The following is a 26,825-nucleotide window of genomic DNA, read 5'->3' on the forward strand; positions in this document are numbered from 1 at the left end:
AATGAATATAAGTAAAAGAGAAAAGTTTTTAATAGGAATTTTATTAACTGTATTAATATGTTTTTTTTATTATCAATTTATCTATACAAGGCAAGTTAAAAAATTAAATGATATAAGAACTGAAAAAAATGAAATTGAAAAAAGATATGAAGATGCAATGAATAATATATCAGATATAGATAAAAAAGAAGAAGAGCTAAAGATATTAAAAGCAACCATACTGGATAAGTCTAAAGACTTATATCCAACTATAATGCAAGAAAAAATAATAATTGAATTGGATAAGCTGTTAAATGATAGTGGACTTAAAGGGAATATAGCATTTAGCCCAGTAGAAGTAGCAGCTGTAGAAACTCTATTATCACCTGAAATTCAAAAGGCAGAAAGCTCATTAAAAGAAATAACAGATGAATATTCAGAAGATATGACAGAAAATGAAAGTAGTAATGTAGAAGAAAATGATGAAAGTAATAATACACCAACTGATGAGAGTGAAACTGAATCTTCCAATGAAGTAGTTTCAGAAACAAGTGAAGCTACATCAGAACAACTAAAAGTTGCAATTAACTTTTCGGGAAGCTATGAAGTGTTAAAAAGCTTCATTTCATCAGTGCAAAACTATGAAAGAAAAATAGTAATCACAAATATATCTATATCATCGAAATCACAAGAAGAGTTAACTGGTGTTATGAATTTAGAATTTCATGCAGTGCCGAAGCTATCAGATGAAGATATGGAATATCTAATATGGACACTGAAAAATGTTTATGGGAAAGAAGTATTATTTAGTAGTGGTGCAGCAAATGGAGCTTATGCATCTACTATAGAGGAGCAAAATAATGAGGAAGATATTAATGATTTTGTAATGATGCTAAGATCATCCTTATCTGAATTACCGACAGTAACTATTGGTAGAGCTAAAGATGAGTCTAGAGAAAGCTATATTTATTCAGATAATGACAAGATTGAAGAAGTAGAAATATCCTTTGATGAAGCATCAGAAAAGACTTACTTTAAATATAAAACAGCAAATTCATATTATCCTAAAGATAGTTCTTCTGAAGGTAAGGAGTTTACTTCAAAATCAGATAATATAGTAATTGAAATACTTAGTGAGAAAAGGGGAGAAGCTTCAGATAATTCAGGAGTAAACCTAAAAATTGTAAATAATACAACTAAGAATATTGAAGTAATAATCAAAGATGACGATTCTTCAAATCCTAGAATTTCAGTAAAAAGTGAAGGTAATACTGTAAATGTTACTAGGAAGTAGGTGATAGTATGAAGGGGAGTAAAATAAAAGTAAAAAAGGGGATGACATTAATTGAGGTAATAATTAGTGTTGCCCTTTTATCAATATTAATAATACCTTTATCAGGTCTAGTGATGTCTAGCCTAAGAAATAACATAGATGCAGAAGATATGCAGAAAGCAAGTTATATAGGGCAAAAAGTCTTAGAAGAGTTAAAGGCTTATGATGATATAACTTTAAAAATTGATAATGGACAAAAGTATTTTGAACTTTTAGATGGAGATAAAATAATTCAAATGTCGGATGGAAAATTTGCAGGAAGTTTTGATAGAACTATGTATGGGAAACCTTCAGAAGTAGATGGAAGAGATAAGGATATTTATAAAATTGACGTTGAATTATTTAAGGATGAAAATTTTAAATATGATAATGAAAATAATTTAGAGAAAAATACTAATGCGGCATTTAGAGTTAACTTTATTAATGATAGTGGTATAAGAAAGATACAAGACAGTTTAGGAAAGGTCAGTATAATTTCAAATAAATTAATTATTGAGTTAGAGAAGAGCTCAAGCAAATTAAATGTATATGGAGAAAATAGTTCTAGTGCGTTGTTAAGCATTGATAAAGCAAACGTAGATAACAACGATATTGTTTTATATATTAAAGAAGATTTTTCTAGAGATATGGATATAGAGTTTAAAAATAATACAGAAGAAATTGTAGAGATTCGTATAATAAAGGGAAGGAATAGTTATTCAAAGTTTAAGATATATTCAAGTATTGGGGATGTCATTTTATATGAAGAAAATGAAATAGAAGAAAATTCAATTGGAGATTTATATAACTATAAGGTTAATGTTAAAGATAAGAAAAATAATAGTTTATTTGAAGGTGCTTCAAGCAAAAATGTGAATATAAAATAGGCTTATAGGGGTGATTATAGGTGAAGTTAAGAAAAAAGAAAAAGGGATCTACCTTTGTAATAGTGATTTTTGTAATGGCAATTATTTTTACTACAGGTACAACTATATTAGCTGTTACAGCAAATGATTATAAAATGAGAATCAACCAAAGTAAAAAGATTAAAAATCTTTATGAAGCAGATTCAGGATTAGATATCGTTGAAAATACAATAATAAAAACCTCACAAGAAGCCATAAAATATGCAGATAAAGAACTTAGAAGAGAATTCACTGAACTAGATAACAGTTATACAAGCAAAGAGGAATTAAATAAGTTATTTAAGGAAAAATTTTATTATTTTCTATCTCATAAAGAAACAGAAACAAGTGGTGAACTACTAGAAAAACTAATAAAAGAAAAGTTGTATATAAAGTCTATATCTGATAATGGAGTAATTAATTATGCACCTAACGGAATGAATAAAGATATTGACATACAAATTCCAGAAGAGGGGTATAAAGTAAATAAGCATGGAGAAGTAATAGAAAGTATAACAATAAAAGTTCACTCAACTTTTGAAACTAAACTAGGAGAATTTAAGAATAGAAAAACAGTATCTACAGAATATGAAGTTTTTGCTCCAGAATATAATACAGAAATAACTTCAATAAATATATCTCCTGTTTTTGATGGAAAGGCAATCACTGCAGATGGAAATATGAATGTTGAGAGTTCTGCTAATAAAAGCATTGTAAATATAAATGGAGATATATGGATAAAAGGAAATAATAACTTAGGAACAGATCCAGAGTATACTTTTGATAAATATATAGGTGGAATAAAGTTAGATAATACAAGCTTTAATATTACTGGGAATATATATACTGCAAATACCTATCATTTAAATAATAACGCACAAAGCGTAGTTAATGGAGATACATTTGCTAAAAATATTTATGTTGGTAAGTCTATAAATTCAAATGTTTCACAATCAAATAATGTATCTTTTGAGAAAAATGTTATAGTGAACAATGATTTAGCTTTAAATGCTACAAGTAGTAATATTACAATTAGTAAGAATTTTTATGGTATTAATGATAAAACAACTGATACGGAAACTGCCAATAAAGCTTTAAAATCAAGTAGTATCATCGTTAATGATACAAGTGGAACTTCCAAATTAACTGTAGAACATGATTCATATATTATGGGAGTTGCTTATTTAAATGCAACGGATGCAAGTGGACAAAAATATCAAACTGGAGAATCAGTGGCAATAAAGGGAAATTATCTAGCTTATACCGATGTTCAAGATATTTTAGACGGAAAGAATAATGTTACATTAAAATACTACTCACCGCTACAATTACTGGAAAGCAAAGACAATAATTCTGATGCTAATATGAAGGCAGATTATTTTGCAGAATATTATTATCAAGATAAAAATCACTATAAGTTTAATGAAGGCGGAGTAGAGCTTAAAGGAAATGTTAAATCTGTTGGAGCCAGTGTGAAAGATAGCGAAGGAAATATTTTAAAATCTAATATAGATGACAATGATATAAAATTAATAAATGAGCAAAGAAATGAATTTGCAAGAAATGTATATGCTATGGGCGATGCCACAGGCTATGAAGATTTATATGCTGGACAAGAAGTAAAGAGAACCGTTGAAAATCAAGTTGATTTCGGTGAAATTAGAAGAATACAAGGAAGTTCATTTGATGAAAGTGAAGGTATAGTTATTTTAAAAGGAAATGAAAATGATGTAATTGAAATTAAGGACAACGAGTATAATGGACAAATCATAGAAAAAGGGCTGATTATAACTAATAGAGATATAACAATAGAAGGTGATTTTGATTTCAAAGGAAATATAATTACAACTGGAAATATAATTTTAAAAGGTGAAGGAGAAAAAAATATAGCTTATGACCCTCAAGTTATAAGAAGTATATTATCTTTAAATTATGATTTCCTAAAAGATATATTTATAAAAGCACAAAGTAGCAGAGAAGAAATAAGAGTAAATTCTGATTCAGAACTTTATAGTGTTGAGAAATTTATGAAAAAATCTTTATGGAAAATTATTAAATAGAAGAGGTGGATTTATTGAAGAAAAAATCAAAAGGTTTTACTGTATTAGAACTTATAATTACATTAAGTATAACAGTTATAGTTCTTGGAGTAGTTTATCTATTCTTTCTTAATAATAGTAAAACATTAGCAAGAACAGAGATAAATTCAGATCTTCAAATTGAGTCAGAAGTAATTCAAAAAGAGCTATTACAATATGGAATTGAAGCAGAAGGAATAATTAAAATTAATAACGTAATGCTTACAAATAATAATAAATATAACTATAAAGAAATAAGCGATAGTGATGGAAAATTAGATGTTACAGAAGTAGTTTTTAAAGTTGGAGAAAGCTATTTTACATTTATATATAATAATCAAAACAAAGAACTATTATTAAAGAAAGTTAATGAGAATGGGGAAGAAATTACAGATTCTGAATTAAATTTACCAAAGGTTCTATCAACTAATATCACAGAATTTAAGATTAGACCATTAGACTATAGAATGAATTTAGAAGGAAATTTTAAAGAATCCACTGGTTTAGAGATTTCATTAGTATTAAATAAGAAAAAAGGCTATTCAGATGTAACTATGCCAGTGAGTGTTATAGTTAAGTTCAGAAATAAATTTAAAGAGAGGGGATAAAATGATTAAAAAAAAGAAGTTTAAAATAATAAGTATTATAACAATTTTATTTGTTATATCAACTTTAATATCCCTTAAGAGTTTAAATGTAAAAGCAACGGGAGAAATTCCAGATAAACCTGATTTTGATTTTGAGATTTCAGCATCGCCAAATCCAGCTATGGTTGGTGAAGATATAACAGTTAGTGGTAGGATAATACCAAAACCTTTTGAAGCAACCACTCCAGCTAAAGAAATAGTATTAGTTTTAGATGTATCTGGAAGTATGAATGAGGAAATAGAGGACCCATGTACTAATGAAAGAGTAAGATATTGTACATCTCATGATAGTAGCGATCTGAATCATGGTGAATGGTGGCAAATATGGCATAGATGGGTAAATGATTATTGTGTTGAACATAGAAAGTCTGGTGAGCATAATATTACTACTAACAACAGAAAGATAGATGAGCTAAAAAGAGCAGCTAATGGTTTTATAGAGAAAATGAGAGATGTTCCTAATCTTAAGATAGGTATAGTGGCTTACTCTAGTATAGCTACAATTAATCCAAATAGTAAAAATGGAACTAAGAGAGTTAAAAGCTTAGATTCTAATAGTAGCCATGATGTCACAAATTATAGTTCACTTGGAGTAAATTTTCTGCAAAGCAATGATTCAAGATTGACAGGAATAATTAATAACTTAGATGCTTTGGGTGGAACTAATACTGGTGAAGGTATGAGAAAAGCTATTCATATGCTTGATAATGGAGAAAAATCAGCAAGTAAAACTATAGTTCTTATGACGGATGGATTACCGACATTTTATTCAGTAACAGGCTCAAATAAAAAGAACTATATGACAATAGATAATACTCAGCCGCAAATTGCAGGAGAAGGAACTGACTTGGATACCAAGTCTAAAGAGTATGCAAAAGTAATAGGTGAAATTATAAAGACGAAAGGATACAATTCATTTTCAGTAGGATATGGCTTAGAGACCGATGGAAATGACACTTTATTAACCATACATGAAGCAATGACAGGACTTAATATTAAGGGAAAACCAGATTTATATGAAAGTAGTGGATTTTTCCCAACCAGTACAAATGCTATACAAGCTGTATTTAATAAAATAGCAACACAAATTATAGATAGTTATCCTATAAATAATATAGATATGAATATAAATTTTACAGATGGATTTACTCTAAATATAGGAGGAAATACTGTAAAATTAAATAATGTAAATTATAAAAAGGTATCTGAAAGAAATGGAAAAGTAAGATATGAAGCTGATCCAGTGCCATTTAAATTTATTGTGAAAGGAAATAAGCCAGGGGAGCAACAAATATATAATAAAATAAGTATTAACTTTCCATGGAAGGATAGCACTATAACAATAAACCCTAAAAATACTGTACCTATAACAATTAAATCAAATGAACTGCCATCTATAAGTGCTAAGCTTATAAGTGAAAGTAATGTTAGTGTCAATAAAGGTGAGATATTTAATGTTAGATATCAAGTAGAAGCTGCAGATTTTGTATTTAATGATAGCACCAATGCAATTCCGAATGATATTGTTATAGTTCTAGATGTTTCAGAAGGTATGAAAGATTCATTAACAATAATAAAAAACGCTTTATTTAATAAGCTTTTAAATATAGACGCTTTGAAAATTAGTAAATCTCAATATGGTTTAATAACATATAGTAATCAAGTTAAACAAGAGGTTCCTTTGACAGACAATGTTACAGATTTAAATGATAATTATATAAAAAAATTAGCCACTGATAATATGACTTCTAATATTTCTAAGACATTTGACTCTATTACAAAAGTCTTAAATTCAGGAAGAGCTGATGCAAAGAAAAATATAATATTTATATCTACCGGACAAGTGTCTTATACCGAGAGTGACTTAGGAAAGTTAAAAGATAAGGGCTATAATATTGTAAGTTTATCTATGAATAACAAAACAACTGCAGATAGTTTATATAAAATGCATAGTTTATTAGTAGGAAATACAGAGGGATACTTTAACGTAGTAAATAATGATTATAACAGTATTGAAAATAGTTTAATGAGTCTAGTTTCAGATAGAATAGTTTCTGCTACTAAGTACAAACCATATAAATTTAATCCTGTATTGAAAATAAACTTAGGAAATAATTTTATTCCGATTAGTGGAATAGAGAATGTAAGCAATGGTATTGCAACTATAAAGCTACCGGAAGTTATTTATAATTATGTTTCAAATGGTAGATATTCAGCGAGTAGCATTACTCCAATAGAATTTTCTATATCACCAAGTTTAGATAAGTCTGGAGAATTGAATTTTGGTGAAGCAAATAAAAATGTAATTGTCTATAATAAGTTAAAGGGTGGGATTGTAGAATCTTTAATAACTACTCCTGTAGTAACAGTAAAAGACGAAGTGAAGAATCTTTCCCATGGATTATATAATGGAATTAATGGTGAAGTAGATATTCAAGAAACTAATAATGGAGCAAGATTTGAGATTGCACAAGGTTCAACGGTTACCTTTGGAGCTCAATTTACTTTAGGTGGAAATAGTGCAAAGTTTGAATTAAATATAGATGAGAAATTTAATCCTGTAAACTCAATTGATATTAAGATATACAAGGTTTTAAAAGATTCCTCGGGAAATAATGAATTAATAGCAATATCAAATGAGAATAAAAAAATAGAAAGCAAAGGAAATAATAACTTTAATATATCTATTGATAAGATTAAAGAAGGCAATCAAACAGGAGAAATAGATATATTAGTTATATATCAAGGTAGGGTAAAGCAGGAGTTCTATGATGATGATCCAGTAATAAACGAAATTATATTCAGTGAAACTATTAATAAGGCTGTTGAGATAGAAGTTCCAATTGAAACAGATGGAAGTTCAAGCTTACCAGATTTGTTCTAAATATATAAAAAATAAAGTATAAAAGCTGATTCCTATAACTAAGGGGATTAGCTTTTTTAAATTTAACTTACATATTAAATATTATTGTAATATCTATAAAGCTAAACAATAAAATCTATTAACATATTAATAAAAAAATTAATATAGCTTATAATTTCTATATTTAAATAATATAATACAATTTATAGAATAAGAATTTAATTATAAATAATATATGGGAGAGGATTATATTGATAAAATCATTAAATACTGATATTTTAAGTAGTTTAAGCAATTCAGAGATTGAAGTTTTAAAATATATTGAAAAAAATAAGAGAGAAGTTCTTAATATGAGTGTTCAAGAACTTGCAAAAAGTATTTTTATATCTACAGCTACAATTATTAGATTATGTAAAAAGGTTGGTTTATCTGGTTTTTCAGAGCTTAAATATAAAATAAGAGAAGAATTAAATAGTGAGGAAGTTCAGCTAAAAGAAGTTAGCTCAATTGGGAAAATTGCTGATAACTTAATGTATGAGATTCAGCAATCTTACAATTTAATATCGGAAGATGATGTGGATAAAGTTGTAGAATTACTTCTTTTAGATAGAAATATACACTTTTTCGGTAAGGGGTTAACTAGTACAGCATTACAATATATATCTAAATATTTATTAACATGTAATAGACTAAATATATGTTATGAAGATACACATATTGCTTATTTAGCAGCTGAAGCTATGAGTGAAAAAGATGTTTTATTTGTTGCCAGCTTAAGTGGAAAAACACATCAAATAATAAAGATGATTCAAATTGCAAAAAGTAAAGGAGCCACAATAATTGCAATTACAAATATAAATAATAATACTATTTCAGAAATAGCAGATATCAATTTTAGGATTTATACAAATGAAACTAGTAATTTGCCTTATGATATGAAATCTAGAATACCAGTATTATTTGTTTTAAATGTAATAGTAAATAAGTATGTAGAAAAAAGAAATTATGATAAAACTAACAGATAATAAGCTAATATAATAATTCCCTCTAGCCTAGTATTTATCAAGGGTGTCATAAATTACAGCATATGAAACATATGACAATAAGCTTGATATGGTACTAAAGGCGCTAGATTCATTGAAAAAGTTTACTTTAGGGGTTAGACTTGTCTTGTAAATAAGATTAATGTCTAAACAAACAAGGGGGAATTAAGATGAAGAAATATAATATAGTAATAGTTGGTGGAGGAAGCACTTGGACCCCAGGATTATTAAGTAGCCTTTCAAAAAAGAAAAATGAGTTTCCATTAAATAAGTTAGTTTTATTCGATACAAATAGTGAACGCCAAGCTGTTATCGGGGAGTTTGCTAAAGTATTTTTTAAAGAAAATTATCCTGAATTGGATTTTGAATATACAACTGATAAAGAAATAGCATATAAGGATGTAGATTTTGTTTTCTGCCAAATGAGAACTGGTGGATATAAGATGCGTGAGTTAGATGAAAAGATTCCTCTAAAGCATGGATGTATAGGACAAGAAACATGTGGAGCAGGTGGATTTGCATATGGAATGCGTTCAATAAGAGATATGATTCAAATGGTGAATGATGTAAGAGAAAGATCTGAAAATGCATGGATTATTAATTATACTAATCCAGCAGCTATAGTAGCAGAAGCATTAAATAGGGAGTTCCCTAATGATAAAAGAATATTAAATATATGTGACCAACCAGTGAACTTATTAAGATCTTATGGAAGATTATTAAATGTAGATCCATATGAATTTGAACCAGTTTATTTCGGATTAAATCACTTTGGATGGTTCACACATTTATATGATAAAGAAGGAAAAGATTTAGTTCCAGTAATAAAGGATATGGTTTATAAGAATGGATTTATCCCAGTAGATGCAGAGCAAAGAGATAAATCTTGGTTAGATACTTATGCTATGGTTGAGACTATGCTAAAGGATTACCCAGAATATTTACCAAACACATATCTTCAATATTACTTATATCCAGAATATAAGGTAGCTAAGCAAGACCCTAATTATACAAGAGCAAATGAAGTTATGGCTAATCGTGAAAAGAGAGTATTTGAAGACTGTAGAAGAATTGCAGAGGTAGGAACAGCAAAAGATTCTAAGGTAGTACACAATGATGCTCATGGAGATATGATTGTAGAAGTGGCAGAAGCTATAGCCCATAATAGAAATAGACAATATATAGTTATAGTTGAGAATAATGGATTAATTGAAAATATACAAGATGATGCAATGGTGGAAGTAGCAGCTATATTAGGAGCTAATGGACCACGTCCAATGGGAGTAGGAAAAATAGATACATTCTATAAAGGGATGATAGAACAGCAATTAGCTTATGAGAAGCTAGCAGTTGATGCATATTTTGAGAATTCCTATAATAAGGCTTTAAAGGCATTAACATTAAACAGAACTATTGTTGATGGTAAAAAGGCACGAAAGATTCTTGATGATTTAATAGAAGCTAACAAGGAATATTGGCCAGAATTAAAATAATTTAATAATCAAGAAAGATATTGAATTAGTAATATCTTTCTTGATAAATAAAGAGAATATATTATAGGAGGATAGGGATATGAAACGTAAACAAAAAATTATGGATTTCTTCCAAGCTTTTGGTAGAAGTTTAATGCTACCAATTGCTACCTTAGCAGCTGTAGGAATACTTTATGGATTAACAGCAGCATTATCAAGACCTCAGGTACAAGCTTTTCTACCATTCTTAGAAAACGAGTACATCTACTATGTACTTTTCTTAATTAGATCAATGAGTAGTAAAGTCTTTGAGTTGATACCGGTATTATTTGCAATTTCAATTTCTATGGGATTAGCTAAGAAGGAAAAACATATTGCAGCAATGGCAGGATTTATTGGATATTATATTATGGCGTGGAGTGCATCAAATATAATAGCATCAGGACTTATTAACTTTGGAGAAGTTGGACTTGGAACAGTTCTTGGAGTTGCAAAAACTTTAGAAATGGGCGCTATAGGTGGGATGACAGCAGGGATATTAGTTTCAGCACTTCATAATCGTTTTTATAATATTGAATTACCTGTTGCTATAGCATTCTTTGGTGGAAAGAGATTTGTATCTATAATAGTTGTACTTGCTGCAACTTTATTAGGACAAATATTACCTTTCATATGGATACCAATTTCTAATGTTATAAACTCTGTTGGATATGGTATTGCAAATCTAGGAAATCTAGGGGTATTCTTATTCGGATTCTTTGAAAGATTATTGATACCAACAGGATTACATCATATTTTAAATGGAATATTTAGAACTACATCTGTTGGTGGAGTTTATGAAGGTATAGAAGGCGTATGGAATATTTTCTTCCAATACTTTGGAACTGTAGATATAGAAGTTTTAAAAGATTTTACTGTGTATATGGCACAAGGTAAGATTCCATATATGGTATTTGGATTACCAGCTGCAGCTTATGCAATATATAAGACAACTAAGCCAGAAAAGAAAAAGGCTGTTAAAGCATTATTAATTGCAGGAGTTTTAGCTTCATTCACAACTGGGATAACTGAGCCACTTGAATTTGCATTCTTATTTGTAGCACCATTCTTATTTATCTTCCATTCTGTTATGGCAGGGTTATCATTTATGTTAATGTCAATTTTAAATGTAGGAATAGGAAATACTCAAGGTGGTATTATAGATTTAGTAGTTTATGGTATGATGGTACCAGGATCTAATTGGATTTACACAGTTATTGTTGGACTAGTGTATGCAGCTATATATTACTTTGTATTTAAGTGGTATTTAACTAAGAAAAATATTCAGATTCAATCAGGTGATGATACTGAAACTATAAATGGAGATTCAAAAAATAATAAAGAGAATTCCAATAAAGGTTCAGCTAAAGAAGAAGAAATTATAGAAGCTTTAGGCGGAAGAGAAAATATAGTAGAAGTAAACAATTGTTTTACAAGATTAAGAGTTGATATAAAAGATATTAGTAAAACAGATGAAGGTAGACTAAAATCTACTGGAGCAGTAGGAATTGTAAAAACATCAGATACTCATATTCAGGTTATATATGGGCCGAAGGTTGATGTAATAGCATCAGCAGTAAAAGAAGCACTATAGTTTTATAAAAATCACTCAGATTAAAGATATAGCTGAGTGATTTTTAGTGCATACTAAATATATTTAATTGACAGTTGTTGTTTTGGAGGAGAAAAGAATGAAGAAATTTATACTAGCACCAGATTCTTTTAAGGAAAGCATGAGAGCTAAAGAGGTTTGTATAGCTATGGAGAAGGGGATAAGAAAAGTAATGCCTGATGTTGAAGTTATACATGTACCTATGGCAGATGGGGGAGAGGGAACCTTGCAAGCCTTAATTGATTCTACAAATGGGGAAATATTTTATAAGGAAGTTTTAAATCCATTAGGGAATAAGATTAAAGCTAGATTTGGGATTCTAGGTGATAAGAAAACTGCAATAATAGAAATGGCAGAGGCGAGTGGATTAGAACTTATAAATAAAGAAGAAAGAAATCCAATGATTACTACAAGTTATGGAACTGGTGAATTAATAAAAGCTGCATTAGATTTTAATGTAAATACTATAGTTATAGGTCTAGGTGGAAGTGCAACAAATGATGCAGGCGTGGGTATGTTGCAGGCTTTAGGGGGACGCTTCTTAGATGATAATAATAAAGAGGTTCACTTTGGTGGAGGAGAGCTTCATAGAATAAAAAAAATAGACTTATCCAATTTTGATAAAAGAATCGAAAATGTAAAAATAGAAGTTGCTTGTGATGTTAAAAATACTTTAACAGGCAAAAATGGAGCAAGTTATATTTTTGCTAGGCAAAAAGGTGCCCATGAAAAAATGATAGAAATCCTAGATTCAAATTTAAAGAGTTTTGCAAATGTAGTTAAAAATACCTTTAATATAGATATTGATAATATTGAAGGGGCTGGAGCGGCAGGAGGAATGGGAGCTTCCTTAGTAGGATTTTGTGGTGGAGAATTAAATAGGGGTATAGATATAGTAATTAAATATTCCAAATTAGAAGAATTAATAAAAGGAGCAGATTATATATTTACTGGGGAAGGAAGTATAGATGCTCAAACTAAGTTTGGTAAAACTATTAGTGGAATAGCGATGTTAGGGAAAAAATATAATATTCCTGTAATAGCTTTAGGAGGAAAAGTAGATTCTAATATTAATGAATTATATGAGTTAGGAGTCACAGCAGCTTTTGGAATACTAAATAGCGTTATGACTTTAGAAGAGGCATTAAAAGGTGGAAAAGAAAATATAGAATCTACAACAGAAAATATAGTAAGAATGATTAAAACCAATTTGTAAAATTTACTTGAAATATAAATTGCAAAATTATTGACAATAACATAGGAGAGATATATAATAACTATAAATTAAAACAGACATATATAATGAGCTCGTATATCCTCTGAATATGGCAGAGAGTATCTACCGGGAACCTTAAATTTCCGACTATGAGTGATTTTGATATACTTAAGCTATATTTGTTATATAGTTTTATAGGCATATTAACTTCACTTAGAAGATTAATATGTCTTTTTTTATACATAAAAATAGAGAAAAAATGAATTTTAAGTTTCATATTAATAAAAAAATGAATTAAAAAAGTTATTTTAAGGGGGAAGAACAATGGCAACAATAATTAAAACTGCATATACTTTTGATGACGTATTATTAGTACCAAATAAATCTGAGGTTTTACCTAATGAAGTTAGCTTAAAAACTAAACTAACAAAGAAAATAACATTAAATATTCCTTTAATGAGTGCAAGTATGGATACAGTAACTGAATCAAAAATGGCAATTGCTATGGCTAGAGAAGGTGGAATTGGGATAATTCACAAGAATATGACTATAGAAGAGCAAGCAAAAGAAGTTGACAGAGTTAAGAGACAAGAAAATGGAATTATTACAGATCCAATATTCTTATCAGAAGATCATATAATAAGAGATGCTCAAGAACTTATGGCTCAATATAGAATTTCTGGTGTTCCAATAACAAGAGGAACCAAGCTAGTTGGAATAATAACTAATAGAGACATAGTTTTTGAAACAGAATTTGACAGACCAGTTTCAGAAGTTATGACTAAAAGTCCACTTGTAACTTCAAAAGAAGGAACAACTTTAGAAGAAGCCCTTGAAATATTAAAGAAACATAAAATAGAAAAATTGCCGTTAGTAGATGATGAAAATAACTTAAAAGGATTAATAACTATTAAGGATATAGAAAAAGCAAAGGCATTCCCAAATGCAGCAAAAGATTCTAAAGGTAGATTATTATGCGGAGCATCAGTTGGAATTACTAAAGATATGATGGATAGAGTAGATGCTTTAGTGAAGGCTAATGTTGATGTTATTACATTAGATACTGCACATGGACATTCAAAAGGAGTTATGGATGCTGTAAGAACTATAAAAGCTAAATATCCAGAACTTCAAATTATAGCAGGTAATATTGCAACTGCTGAAGCTACAAGAGATTTAATAGAAGCAGGAGCAGATTGTGTCAAGGTTGGTATAGGACCTGGATCAATTTGTACAACTAGAATAGTTGCAGGCGTAGGTGTTCCACAATTAACAGCTGTTATGGACTGTGCAGAAGAAGGAAAGAGATACGGAGTTCCAGTAATTGCTGACGGTGGTTTAAAGTATTCAGGAGATATAGTAAAGGCCTTAGCAGCTGGAGCAGCAGCTGCAATGATGGGATCTATGTTTGCAGGATGTGATGAAGCACCTGGAGCTACTGAAATATATCAAGGAAGAAGCTACAAAGTTTATAGAGGAATGGGCTCACTTGGAGCAATGGAAAAGGGCTCAAGTGATAGATACTTCCAAAATGGAACTAAGAAATTTGTACCTGAAGGTGTTGAAGGAAGAGTAGCATACAAAGGCTATGTTGCAGATACTATATACCAATTATTGGGTGGAATTAGATCTGGAATGGGATACTTAGGAGCACCAGATTTAGAAAACTTATATGAAAATGCTAAATTTGTAGTACAAACTTCATCAGGAATAAGAGAAAGCCATCCACATGATGTTAATATAACTAAGGAAGCACCTAACTACAGCAAATAAATTGCTGTAAATGTAAAATGAAGAATGTAAAATGTAGAATTAGGGAAATAACTCAGACGAGCTGAGTTAATGAAAAAATGAAGAAATGAAAATTCCATTTAAAATTGCATTTTAAATGTCATGAAAGAATGAAGGAAATAACTCAGACAAGCTGAGTTATGAAAGAATAAAAATTAATATTTAATTATTCAACAATAGTTGAATAATTACCATAATTTTTTCATTTTTTCATTTTTTCATTCCTTCATTCTTTCATTATATTATAAAAATAAGGGTTGGAGGTAACCTATGAATAAAGAGTTAGTTTTAGTTGTTGACTTTGGTGGTCAATATAATCAATTGATAGCTAGAAGGGTTAGGGAATGTGGTGTTTATTGTGAAGTTCACCCACATACTTTAAGTGTTGATGAAATAAAAGAAATGAATCCTAAGGGAATAATATTTACTGGTGGACCAAATAGTGTTTATGGAGAAGATTCTCCTTTATGTGAAAAATCTTTATTTGAAGCTGGAATCCCTATACTTGGAATATGCTATGGTTCTCAATTAATGTCTCATATGCTTGGGGGAAAGGTTGCAACTGCTCCAGTAAGTGAATATGGAAAAACAAAAGTTGATGTAGATTCAGAATCTAAGTTATTTAAAGGAGTGTCACCATCTACAATTTGTTGGATGAGCCATACAGATTACATAGAAAAGGCACCAGAAGGATTTAAAATAATAGGTAACACACCAGTATGTCCAGTAGCTGCTATGGAATGTGAAGAAAAAAATCTATATGCAGTTCAATTCCATCCAGAAGTTATGCACACGCAAGAAGGACAAAAGATGATTTCAAACTTCTTATATAATGTTTGTGAATGTGCTGGAGATTGGAAAATGGATTCATTTGTTGAAAAGACAATTGAAGAAATTAGAGAAAAAGTTGGAAATGGTAAGGTATTATGTGCTTTATCAGGTGGTGTTGATTCATCAGTAGCTGCAGTACTACTTTCAAAAGCAGTTGGAAGCCAATTAACATGTGTATTTGTTGATCATGGTTTACTCCGTAAAAATGAAGGTGATGAAGTTGAAGAAGTATTTGGACCTAATGGACAATATGACTTAAACTTTATTAGAGTAAATGCACAAGAAAGATTCTATGAAAAATTAAGAGGCATAGAAGAACCAGAGCAAAAGAGAAAAATAATCGGTGAAGAGTTCATTAGAGTATTTGAAGAAGAAGCTAAGAAAATTGGAACTGTAGATTTCTTAGTACAAGGAACTATTTATCCAGACGTAATCGAAAGTGGTCTTGGAAAATCAGCAGTTATAAAATCTCATCATAATGTTGGAGGACTTCCAGACTATGTTGATTTTAAAGAAATAATAGAACCATTAAGATTATTATTTAAGGATGAAGTACGTAAGGCAGGCTTAGAGCTTGGAATACCTGAAAAGTTAGTATTTAGACAACCATTCCCGGGACCAGGACTTGGAATACGTATAATTGGTGAAGTAACAGCTGAAAAAGTTAAGATAGTTCAAGAAGCAGATGCCATTTATAGAGAAGAAATAGCAAATGCCGGAGTTGATAAAGACTTAGGTCAATACTTTGCAGCACTTACTAATATGAGATCAGTAGGGGTAATGGGAGATGAAAGAACTTATGATTATGCAGTAGTTCTTCGTGCAGTTACTACAAGTGATTTTATGACAGCAGAGTCAGCAGATCTTCCATGGGAAGTACTTGGAAAGGTAACAACTAGAATAGTAAATGAAGTTAAAGGGGTTAACCGTGTAATGTATGACTGCACAGGAAAACCACCAGCAACAATTGAATTTGAATAATAAGTCATAAATATTAATTATATTAGTTATAAATATAAGATGAAAACTTCTTATAATAGACAAAAGAGAGCAATAAGTAAAGTTTTAACTTTTGCTCTTTTTTACTTATAAAAGGTGTATGATGAAGTGAATTATTGCTTTAATAAAAAATACTAGTAAATAGTAAGAAAAAGGAGAGGTTATAATGAAAAATTATATTTTTGATTTTGATGGTACTTTAGCTGATTCAGGAAGTACAGCAATATTTGCAACTCAAGCTGCTTTTAAGAAAGTAGGATTAATAATTCCTAGCGAGGAATTAATTGAACATTATATGGGAATTCCAATTGAAATATCATTTAGGAAGATGGCAAATAAAGATTTTACAGATAAAGAATTTGAAGATTTATTAAACAACTTTCGTGACAACTATAAAAAGTTTGAAATAGAAAATTTAAGATTATTTACAGATATGGACAAGGTTTTAAGTGAATTATATAAAAATGAGAAGAATTTATTTGTAGTATCAAGTAAGCATTCAACAGCTTTAATTAGAAATCTTGAACAATTAAAGATATTAAAATATTTTAAAGGGGTATCTGGTTCAGATAATGTAGAAAACTTTAAACCAGCTCCAGATGGAATATTAAATATATTAAAAAGATTTAATATTAATAAAGAGGATACAGTAATGATAGGAGATGCAACTTATGATTTGCAAATGGGAAGATCAGCAGATGTTAAAAGCTGTGGTGTTACTTGGGGAGCTCATAAAGTTGAAGAACTAAAAAATGAAAATCCAGATTACTTAATAAGTGATGTTAAAGAAATATTAAACTTATAGTTAAAAATAGAAGTAAAGTCTTGTTTTAGATTTTACTTCTATTTTTATTAAAGTAAATGTAAATGTTGAAAAAATATTATATAAAGTAAAAGATAAGTACAAAAATTTAAAATACTAATGTAGTTATAACATGTATTTATGAATAAATTTAGGATATAATATATAAAAAGACAAGCGTTCTTAAGGATATTAGATAAAAGAGAAAATAAAATATAAAAAAACAATTAATGAGGGGAAAAATAGAATGGATAAGCCGTATTATGATAGATTTTTAAGTGTATTAAAAGAAACTAAAGGAATCCATAATTCCTTAAATGAAATTTTAAAATATGATTTTATATATCATTCAAATAAAATAGAGGGAAGTACATTTACTACGGAAGCACTTCAGCTTTTGATTGAGAAAAATATAGTAATGGGAACTCATACATTAGATGATGTTCAAGAAACTGTTAATTCTTTTTATACTTTTGATATGGTATTAGATAAAATAGATAAAAAACTTACATTAGAAATGATAAAAGAATGGCATGCTAGTTTAATGTATAGAACAAGACTTTATGATATGGGGCTAGCGGGTGTATTTAAGAAATATCAAAATAGAATACTTGGTGCTAAATTTGATACAGCCAATCCATGGGAGGTAGAAGAGAAATTAAATAACATTATAGAAAAGTTTTACAATTTAAATGAGGTTACAATTTATGATGTAGCAAGATTCCATTTTGAATTTGAATGTATACATCCTTTCCAAGATGGTAACGGAAGAATAGGGAGATTTATATATTTAAAACAATTATTGGATAATAGATTAGAATTAAAATATATGAATGGAGAATCTTCTAGTGAATATAAAAAAGCATTAGAAGAATCATCATCTGAGAACATAAAGCCATTAGTTGATTATATAGAAAAACAAAAGAATTTTATAGAAGAAAATGAGAGAATGTTTTAAGTTTCTATAAATCATAAATTTCATTCATTAAGATTAATATGATGTAATTTACATATTATTCTTCCTTTGGTTTATGGAAACAGGGATATTAATAAATGAATCTATCTTTGCAATTAAAGAAATAGATTCTAACAATAAGAAAATAATAAAATCCTGAGATTCCTAGTTAAAATAGGCATCTCAGGATTATTTTTTAACAATAACTTTAATTTATATTTTGGAATAATTTTAATCTTTTAAAACTTTATACTATACTAATTATTTACTTTCAACATATTCATGCATGCCTTTAACAAGATAATGATTGATAGGAAGTTTTTCTGTAGTGATCTAACTAGGTTTAGAATCAATTAACATGTGTATTTGTTGATCATGGTTGACTTCGTAAAAATGAAGGTGATGAAGTTAAAGGTGTAAATAGAGTGCTTTATGATTGCACAGGAAAACCACCAGTAACTATTGAATTTGAATAATTTATAAAAAACTGAGCACGTTTAAATAGCGGGCTCAGTTTTTTTTTAGGAATTTTCCAGACATTTGAAGGAAGGCATTGATAAACTAGAGTCTAAGCCTTCCTGTATTTTAACAATGTTATATATCATTCCAACTTGGTAGTGGCGTATTATTTTTGATTGCCTCATTTACTAAAGAATAATAATGCACTTTTTTTTGGATATGTTCAAGTCCATCCTCTAAATCTTTTATGGCTGCTTTTGTTTTTTCTTCCTGAGATTTCATCATTAAGAGGATTTTGTCTGAATTAGATACGATATCTTTTTCATAAGCAAAAAAAGCTTTTATTTCATCCAATGGAAGTAATGCTTTCTTGAAACAATCTATGGCATGCAAACGATCAATATGTGAATTGTCGTAAACTCTTCTATAGTCATTTATATGTTCTACATTTTCTAATAATCCAATTTTTTCATAATAACGTATTGTTGATGATGCTAAATGAAACATTTTTGATAGTTCTGTAATCGAATAAGACATATACTTTTTAATCCTCCCCAAAAAAAACTTGAGTTGAAGTTAACTTCAAGTTGTATAATATAATTATATCATAATATAACTATGGAGGGGTACAATGGAAAGTTTTGATTTTTTTGCACCAACATTTTTTGCATTTGGCAAAGGGCGTGAAAACGATTGCGGAGAGTTAGTAAAGAGATTTGGTGGCGGTAAGGTATTAATTCATTATGGCGGAGGCTCTGTTGTGCGTTCGGGCTTGCTTGACAGGGTAAAGGAATCCCTTAAAAAAGCTTCTATTGAATTTGTAGAGCTTGGTGGTGTTATGCCCAATCCAAGAAGTGGTCTTGTTTATGAAGGAATAGAACTTAGCAAAAAAGAGAATGTAGATTTTATTCTTGCAGTTGGAGGTGGAAGCACCATTGATTCAGCCAAAGCAATTGCTGCAGGTGTAGTATATGATGGAGATTTTTGGGATTTCTATCAAGGCAAGAGGATTGATGAAGCACTTCCTGTTGGAACAATTCTTACAATAGCAGCTGCAGGTTCTGAAGGATCACCAGATTCAGTAATTACTAACGAAGATGGAATGATTAAAAGAGGTGCATCAGGAGATGCAATTCGTCCAAAGTTTTCAATACTAAATCCAGAGCTTACGGAGACACTTCCTGCATATCAGACTGCCTGCGGTATTACAGATATTATTGCACATTTATATGAGCGTTATTTGACAAATTCTAAAGATGTAGAGGTTACAGATCGTTTGATTGAATCACTTATTCTTACTATGAAAACTGAGGCTCCTAAGGTAATGGTTAATCTTGAAGATTATGAGGCAAGAGCCAACATTATGTGGGCAGGAATGGTTGCTCATAATAATATCGTTGGAGTTGGTCGTTCTCAAGATTGGACTAGTCATCAAATTGAGCATGAGTTATCTGCATTATATGATTGTGCACATGGTGCTGGACTTGCAGTTACAATGCCAGCAGTATTTACTTATAATATGTCTCATGATGTTATGAGATTTGCACAGATAGCTGTCAGAGTATGGGGCTGCCAAATGGATTTTTCTCATCCTGAAAGAACAGCAAAAGAAGGAATTGAAGCTCTTCGCAGTTTCTTAATATCTATAGGAATGCCAAAGAATTTTGAGGAACTTGGAGCTAAGGAAGATGATATTGAAAAACTTGCATATACCTGTTGTTACGGTAAAGGTAATGAGGGTGGTCAAATTGGTGGTTTTGTATCATTGAAACAAAAGGATGTAGAAGCAATTTACAGACTTATGCTTTAGAAAATAATAATAAGGAGATGGATAATTATGCAAACAATTAATATTACAAATGGACCTGATAATGCATCAAGACTAATCCTTGGCTGTATGCGTATGCCTGCACTTTCTATAGAAGATGCAGCTAAGATGATTCAGACAGCACATGATTTGGGAATCAATTTTATTGATCATGCTACCTGCTATGGTGATGGAGAAGCAGAAAAGAGATTTGGTGATGCAATATCCCTTACAGGTGTAAAACGTGAAGATTTAATCATTCAGTCTAAGTGTGGCTTAAGATTTGATAAACAGATATTTGACTGGAGAAAGTCTAATATTATTGAAAGTGTTGATGGAATACTGAAGAGATTAAAAATGGAGTATCTAGATATTCTATTATTACATAGACCAGATTTACTCTATGATCCAGAACAAATTGCAGAGGCATTTGATGAACTTGAGGCTTCAGGAAAGGTTCGTCATTTTGGTGTCAGCAATACCATGCCTATGCAGATAGAACTTTTAAAGAAATATGTAAAGCAGCCCCTTAAGATTAATCAGTTACAGCTTTCTTTGGAGCAGTCACAATTAATTGATCAGGATTTATATATGAATAACAAAACAACTGAGATGTCAATTATGCGTGATGGCGGAGCACTTGATTACTGTCGTTTAAATGATATTACAATTCAGGCATGGTCCCCACTTCAACATGGAATGTTTAAGGGCATGTTTATAGATAATCCAGATTTCCCTGAAATGAATAAGGTACTTGGCGAGTTAGCTGATCAGTATAATGTTACAAAGGCAGCAATCGCAATTGCATGGATTCTTCGCCATCCAGCAAAAATGCAGGTAATCGCAGGTACAATGAATCCAGTTCATCTGACTGAAATGGCAGAGGCTTGTAAATTTAGTCTTACCCATGAGGAGTGGTATCGTTTATATCTTTCTTCTGGAAAGTTTTTACCATAATAAAGAGCTGAGCGGATTACGAATAATTTAAAAAAGATTTAAGGGGATTTAGGTAATATTTAATAATAATGATGAGGTTATTGTTAAATATTACCTATGGTATTAAGTAAAAGGAAAAGAGAAAATATTTACAATCTTTCTTAGTTATTAAAATAACTATAAATTAAGCCTGTAGAAATATGGGCTTTTTTTATACCAATAATTAATTAGTTATTTTTACTAAAATTAGTATATTAAACATAGGTTATCTTTTATAAAGATAAAGAAAACATATATAAAATATAATTATTGATTAGTAAGTGGTGTTGTCTACTGGAAAACTTTGTGATAAAATTAACATGTAAACGTTATGTTAATTGAATTATTTTATAGTTATAAGGAGGAAAAAGAATGTTAGATGCTTTATTTTCACCGTATACAATTAAAGGAAAGACAATTAAAAATAGAATAGTTGTACCCCCTATGGTTACAAATTATTGTAATGAAGATGGTACTGCAACAGAGCGTTATATAGCATATCATGAAGCGAAAGCAAAGGGAGGCTTTGGATTAATTATTACCGAAGACTATGCAGTTGATCCTTATGGTAAAGGATTTAAAAATGTGGCAGGTTTATGGGATGATTATCAAATTGAGAGTCATAGTGAACTTCCAAAGAGAGTGCATAAGTATGGAGCAAAGATTATAGCTCAAATTTATCATTGTGGTAGACAAACTAACTGGGGAGCTATTAAACATCAACCTTATGCTCCAACAGCAATACCTTGTCCATTTGGTACAGATATGCCAATTGAACTTACAATCCAAGAAATAAAAGAAATTATCTCTAAATTTGGAGATACAGCTTTAAGAGCAAAGAAATGTGGATTTGATGGAGTAGAAATTCATGGAGCCCATGGATATTTGGTAGCAGAATTTTTATCTCCTTATTCAAATAAGCGTGTTGATGAATATGGTGGAACTCTGATGAATCGTATGAGATTTGCAATAGAGATAATTAAGGATATCCGTAAAAAATGTGGAGAAGACTTTATTATTGATATGCGTATTTCAGGAGATGAAAAGATTGAAGGGGGACGTACCTTAGAAGATACAAAAGCTATGGTTCCATTCTTTGAAGAAGCAGGATTGGATATGATTCATATTTCAGCAGGAGTATATGCATCTTGTGATGCAATAATTCCATCATCATATACAGAACATGCATGGATTGCTGATTTGGCTAAAGAAGTAAAAGAAATTTGTAATATACCTGTAATTACAGTTGGAAGAATTAATGATCCTATTTTAGCAAATAGTATTCTATCTTCAGGAAAAGCAGATTTTGTATCAATGGGTAGAGCTTCATTATGTGATCCTGAAATGCCTAATAAAGCAAAAGAGGGAAGATTTGAAGATATTAGACAGTGTATAGGATGTAACTATGGATGCATAGGTATTCTATTTACTGATAATCCAATAAAATGCGTTTTAAATCCTACTTTAGGAAATGAAATAACTTGTGAAATTAAAGAAGCCGAAGTAAAGAAAAATGTAGCAATTATTGGTGCTGGGCCAGCGGGATTAGAAGCCGCTTTAGCTGCTAATAAAGCAGGACATAAGGTAACTGTTTATGAAAAATCAAGTCGTGCTGGTGGACAATTCTATATGGCATCAATTGCTCCATGTAAAGGAGAAATTGCAAACTTTATTACTTGGCAAGTAACACAATGTCAAAAGGAAGGAATTGAAATTAAATATAATACAAAAGTAACAACAGAATTAATGGAACAAGTAAATCCTGATGAAATAATTTTAGCAACTGGTGCTAAACCTATTATTCCACCAATTAAAGGTATAGATAATGCAAAGGTATGTACAAGTAATGATATTTTATTAGGAAATGTTAATCCAGGGGTTAACTGTGTTGTAATTGGTGGAGGACAAGTAGGTGCTGAAACTGCAAATTATTTAGGTCAACAATTAAAGAATGTTACATGTATTGAAGCAATGGGATCAATTGCAGTTGATGAAGCATTAGCTCCAAGATGGGATCTTTTGAAAAACTTAGAAGCGAGAAAGGTAGCTTGTCATGTAAATACAGAAGTAATTGAAATTACTGATGAAGCAGTTATTGCTAAAAAATCTGATCAAATATTAGCCTTCCCAGTAGATACAGTAGTTGTAGCTACGGGTTCAGAACCAGATATAACATTAAAGAAATCATTAGAAGATGCCGGATTTAATATAAAAGTCGTTGGTGATGCAAATGGAGTAAGAATGGTTTTAAATGCAACTGTTGAAGGTTATGAAGTAGGAAGAAATATTTAATAGTTAAAAATTAGACAAGAGGACCTATTTTTAATTTATAAATTTTCTAAGAGTATGTAAAGAGAGTATTAAACTTATAAATTCGTTAATACTCTCTATTAACTTAAAGTTAATAGTCATTAATTTCCTTGATGAACACTAATATGTGAAATGAGGCTTTTTTAATATTAAATTAAACTTGACTAATAGTCTAATTAGACTATATAATAAGTTATCAATAGTCTAATTAGACTATTGAAGTTGGTATTGAAGAAAGGAAGAAAATAATGATTAAATCATTTTTAATGCTTGGTCAGTCAAATATGGCTGGACGTGGGTTTATAAAAGAGGTTTCACCGATTTATAATGAAAGAATACAAATGCTACGTAATGGTAGATGGCAGATGATGACAGAGCCTATTAATTACGATCGTCCTGTTGCAGGAATAAGTCTTGCAGGAAGCTTTGCAGCAATGTGGTGTCTTGAAAATCCTGAAGATACTATTGGATTGATTCCATGTGCAGAGGGGGGAAGTTCTCTTGATGATTGGTCTGTTGATAAACCTCTGTTTAAACATGCAATAAGTGAAGCTAAATTTGCCATGGAGGATAGTGAATTAGCAGGAATCTTATGGCATCAAGGAGAAAGTGATAGCTATGGAGAAAATTATAAATCTTATTATGAAAAATTACGTGTAATTATTGAAACACTAAGAAAAGAATTAAATGCTCCAGATGTTCCACTTATTATTGGTGGATTAGGAGACTTTTTAGGAAAAAATGGTTTTGGGGCGAATTGTACAGAATATACACTAGTTAATAGAGAATTACAAAAGTTTGCTTTTGATCATGAAAATAGTTACTTTGTAACAGCTGAAGATTTATCAGCGAATTCAGATGGTATTCATATCAATGCTGTGTCTCAAAGAAGATTTGGAATACGTTATTTTGAGGCTTTTTCTAAAAGACAACATGTATTAGAACCAGTGAATAATGAAAATGAGTTGGTAGATATTTGTTGCAACAGACCGTATACAAAAGCAGAAAAGATGTATATAGAAATGATGGGTCTTGCATTAGGAGAAATGACATATGATGAATTTGCTACCAAGTTAACCGATATTAATAAGTCAAATTAGATGAAAAAGGAGAACTAGATTTGATACCACTATTGATTTTAGGATTATTAAAGCAGAATCCAGGAGCTCATGGATATGAACTTTTAACTTTGATGGAAGAACAACATTTTAAATTTATAGTTAATTATACCAAAGGTTCATTTTATTATAATCTTCAACAATTAGAAGAAAAAAAATACATAAAAAAAATTGAAGTTGAGAAGGAAAACAAGGTTCATGAAACACATAATTATGTGATTACAGAATTAGGAAATAAAGAGTTTGAACGATTAATGTTAAAATATGGTTCGAAGACCGAGTATGTTAATTTATCTTTTTATGCAGCTATGATATTTTCAAATGAGTATCCAAAAGAAGAAATGCTAAATTTGATAAAAATTCAGATTAAGGAAATTAAAGAGAGAATTTCTTTAATCGAAAATGCGCTTAAAAGTGACAAACCAATTTCTCCATTTTTTAGAAAGATGTTAGAAAATTCTCGTGATCATCATGTAGTGAATGTTAAATGGTTCGAGAAACTTTTAGATGATATTTAAATAAAAATTTATATAATAGTAGATAGTCTAAATGATTATCTGCTATTTTTATATATTTAGTGTATAAATATAATTCACTTATTTAAGTGGAAGAAAAAATGAAGGTTCACTTCTTCTAGCATAATGCTCTTCTAACATACGAATATGAGATAGAAATGATTCATTATCAAAATATTTAGCATTTGTATGACATATTTTCACACAACATTGGCACTTAATGCAAGTTCCAGGTACAAGGGTATTATCAATAAAATTAATTGCTGACATTGGGCAAGCTTTTGCACAAGCACCACAATTATCGCAGAGTTCTTTTATTGTTTTTGGCTTTGCCTTTAAGAAATTTACAGGCTTATTATCTATACCTAAAGGTTTATAGTAAGTAACTGCTGGATGTTCCCCTGGCACTTCAATTGGCAATAGATTTTTACTATTTAAAAGATACTCTGAAGCATTTTTACAGAATGAGTCTATTTGTTGTAAATCCTTCTCATCAGGTCGATTAGTTCCAATCTTAGATGAAAAAGCATGAACTGTTGCAATTGCTGCAGCTGAAAACGGTATAAATCCATTTGAAGATAAAATATCAGTAAGTTCAGAAAGAGAATTATCGAAACTTCTATTTCCATAAACAACAATAGGAATTACAGGAGTGTTTGTACCTAAAAAAGAACTGTCAATATAAGGTAACATTTTATTAGGAATCCTTCCAGCGTAAGTCGGTGATGCAAAAAGAACTAACTCTTCAGAACCAAAAGAATAAGAGGTTTGTCTGTTTTGAGGTCTGGTGTAGTTTATATAACTAATAGGAACTCGTAATATTTCTTGAATGTTTTTTGCAATTCTAGTAATTACTTTTCTTGTGTTTCCTGTTGCACTATAAAAAATAACAGTTATATGAGTGATTTTCATAAGATACTTCCTTTCCATAGAAATTTAAAACATTGTTTTTAAATAAGGTGGTTACATCTAATTTGCTTCTTAAGTTCACTATAATTACTTAATTTAATTGTTTACATAAATTATAACAATGACAATATTTAAGGTCAATTTAAATAATTTGAATTTTCTATTATATTAAATAATGTTTATTGTAT

General features: G+C 29.9%; 20 protein-coding genes, 1 pseudogene and 1 riboswitch. Of the genes and pseudogenes, 19 read left to right on the plus strand and 2 right to left on the minus strand.

Translation table 11 applies throughout. The features are described from left to right. Nucleotide 1: 1 nt before the first annotated feature. The 14 genes and pseudogenes from QK892_RS00805 to QK892_RS00870 form a co-directional block, all read left to right on the plus strand. Nucleotides 2-1,273, plus strand: a complete 1,272-nt coding sequence (locus QK892_RS00805; RefSeq protein WP_317271615.1) for a hypothetical protein — start codon at nt 2-4, stop codon at nt 1,271-1,273. Nucleotides 1,274-1,281: 8 nt separating this feature from the next. Next, a complete protein-coding gene (locus QK892_RS00810) occupies nt 1,282-2,178 on the plus strand; it encodes a type IV pilus modification PilV family protein (protein WP_317271616.1) in 897 nt (298 codons plus the stop codon). Nucleotides 2,179-2,198: 20 nt separating this feature from the next. Beyond that, complete coding sequence (locus QK892_RS00815; RefSeq protein ID WP_317271617.1) at nt 2,199-4,256, plus strand: autotransporter outer membrane beta-barrel domain-containing protein; 2,058 nt, start codon at nt 2,199-2,201, stop codon at nt 4,254-4,256. Between the two features lie 14 nt (nt 4,257-4,270). After that, nucleotides 4,271-4,882 carry a type II secretion system protein gene (locus QK892_RS00820; protein WP_317271618.1) on the plus strand — a complete coding sequence of 204 codons (612 nt, stop codon included), beginning with the start codon at nt 4,271-4,273 and terminating at the stop codon, nt 4,880-4,882. 1 nt (nt 4,883) lies between these two features. Beyond that, on the plus strand, nt 4,884-7,805 hold the full coding sequence (locus QK892_RS00825) for a VWA domain-containing protein (protein WP_317271619.1): 2,922 nt from the start codon (nt 4,884-4,886) through the stop codon (nt 7,803-7,805). Nucleotides 7,806-8,035: 230 nt separating this feature from the next. Further along, the gene (locus tag QK892_RS00830; RefSeq protein WP_317271620.1) at nt 8,036-8,809 is read left to right on the plus strand and encodes a MurR/RpiR family transcriptional regulator; all 774 of its coding nucleotides are present in this window, start codon (nt 8,036-8,038) and stop codon (nt 8,807-8,809) included. Between the two features lie 188 nt (nt 8,810-8,997). Further along, the gene (locus tag QK892_RS00835) at nt 8,998-10,320 is read left to right on the plus strand and encodes a 6-phospho-alpha-glucosidase (RefSeq protein WP_317271621.1); all 1,323 of its coding nucleotides are present in this window, start codon (nt 8,998-9,000) and stop codon (nt 10,318-10,320) included. A 79-nt stretch (nt 10,321-10,399) separates the two neighbouring features. Beyond that, nucleotides 10,400-11,932 carry a PTS transporter subunit EIIC gene (locus tag QK892_RS00840; protein WP_317271622.1) on the plus strand — a complete coding sequence of 511 codons (1,533 nt, stop codon included), beginning with the start codon at nt 10,400-10,402 and terminating at the stop codon, nt 11,930-11,932. A 97-nt stretch (nt 11,933-12,029) separates the two neighbouring features. Next, nucleotides 12,030-13,166 (plus strand): glycerate kinase, encoded by a 1,137-nt coding sequence (locus QK892_RS00845; RefSeq protein ID WP_317271623.1) that lies wholly within the window; start codon nt 12,030-12,032, stop codon nt 13,164-13,166. A gap of 72 nt (nt 13,167-13,238) precedes the next feature. Next, nucleotides 13,239-13,336: riboswitch (purine riboswitch) on the plus strand. A 154-nt stretch (nt 13,337-13,490) separates the two neighbouring features. Next, nucleotides 13,491-14,939 (plus strand): IMP dehydrogenase, encoded by a 1,449-nt coding sequence (gene guaB, locus QK892_RS00850; protein ID WP_317271624.1) that lies wholly within the window; start codon nt 13,491-13,493, stop codon nt 14,937-14,939. A 288-nt stretch (nt 14,940-15,227) separates the two neighbouring features. Continuing rightward, the gene (gene guaA / locus QK892_RS00855) at nt 15,228-16,769 is read left to right on the plus strand and encodes a glutamine-hydrolyzing GMP synthase (RefSeq protein WP_317271625.1); all 1,542 of its coding nucleotides are present in this window, start codon (nt 15,228-15,230) and stop codon (nt 16,767-16,769) included. Nucleotides 16,770-16,953: 184 nt separating this feature from the next. After that, nucleotides 16,954-17,592, plus strand: a complete 639-nt coding sequence (locus QK892_RS00860) for an HAD family hydrolase (RefSeq protein WP_317271626.1) — start codon at nt 16,954-16,956, stop codon at nt 17,590-17,592. Between the two features lie 244 nt (nt 17,593-17,836). Next, on the plus strand, nt 17,837-18,547 hold the full coding sequence (locus QK892_RS00865; RefSeq protein ID WP_317271627.1) for a Fic family protein: 711 nt from the start codon (nt 17,837-17,839) through the stop codon (nt 18,545-18,547). 398 nt (nt 18,548-18,945) lie between these two features. After that, nucleotides 18,946-19,020 (plus strand): annotated as a pseudogene (locus tag QK892_RS00870) (GMP synthase (glutamine-hydrolyzing)); the annotation flags it as partial. A 118-nt stretch (nt 19,021-19,138) separates the two neighbouring features. Here the strand turns inward: QK892_RS00870 and QK892_RS00875 are convergent. Continuing rightward, on the minus strand, nt 19,139-19,540 hold the full coding sequence (locus QK892_RS00875; protein WP_317271628.1) for a MerR family transcriptional regulator: 402 nt from the start codon (nt 19,538-19,540) through the stop codon (nt 19,139-19,141). 94 nt (nt 19,541-19,634) lie between these two features. Here QK892_RS00875 and QK892_RS00880 point away from each other — a divergent pair, with 94 nt between their 5' ends. From QK892_RS00880 to QK892_RS00900, 5 genes are all read left to right on the plus strand, one after another. Beyond that, nucleotides 19,635-20,813, plus strand: coding sequence for an iron-containing alcohol dehydrogenase (locus QK892_RS00880; protein ID WP_317271629.1), 1,179 nt, complete (start codon nt 19,635-19,637; stop codon nt 20,811-20,813). A 27-nt stretch (nt 20,814-20,840) separates the two neighbouring features. Then, the gene (locus QK892_RS00885) at nt 20,841-21,767 is read left to right on the plus strand and encodes an aldo/keto reductase (protein WP_317271630.1); all 927 of its coding nucleotides are present in this window, start codon (nt 20,841-20,843) and stop codon (nt 21,765-21,767) included. Between the two features lie 390 nt (nt 21,768-22,157). Beyond that, entirely contained in the window at nt 22,158-24,077 is a 1,920-nt protein-coding gene (locus QK892_RS00890) for an oxidoreductase (protein ID WP_317271631.1), read from the plus strand. Between the two features lie 266 nt (nt 24,078-24,343). Then, on the plus strand, nt 24,344-25,195 hold the full coding sequence (locus QK892_RS00895; protein WP_317271632.1) for a sialate O-acetylesterase: 852 nt from the start codon (nt 24,344-24,346) through the stop codon (nt 25,193-25,195). Nucleotides 25,196-25,215: 20 nt separating this feature from the next. Then, a complete protein-coding gene (locus tag QK892_RS00900; protein WP_317271633.1) occupies nt 25,216-25,731 on the plus strand; it encodes a PadR family transcriptional regulator in 516 nt (171 codons plus the stop codon). 78 nt (nt 25,732-25,809) lie between these two features. Here the strand turns inward: QK892_RS00900 and QK892_RS00905 are convergent, their stop codons facing one another. Further along, the gene (locus QK892_RS00905) at nt 25,810-26,640 is read right to left on the minus strand and encodes an EFR1 family ferrodoxin (protein ID WP_317271634.1); all 831 of its coding nucleotides are present in this window, start codon (nt 26,638-26,640) and stop codon (nt 25,810-25,812) included. Nucleotides 26,641-26,825: the final 185 nt, after the last annotated feature.

Origin of the sequence: Clostridium lamae, from assembly GCF_033043255.1 — a bacterium.
In the GTDB taxonomy this organism is placed as follows: domain Bacteria; phylum Bacillota; class Clostridia; order Clostridiales; family Clostridiaceae; genus Clostridium; species Clostridium lamae.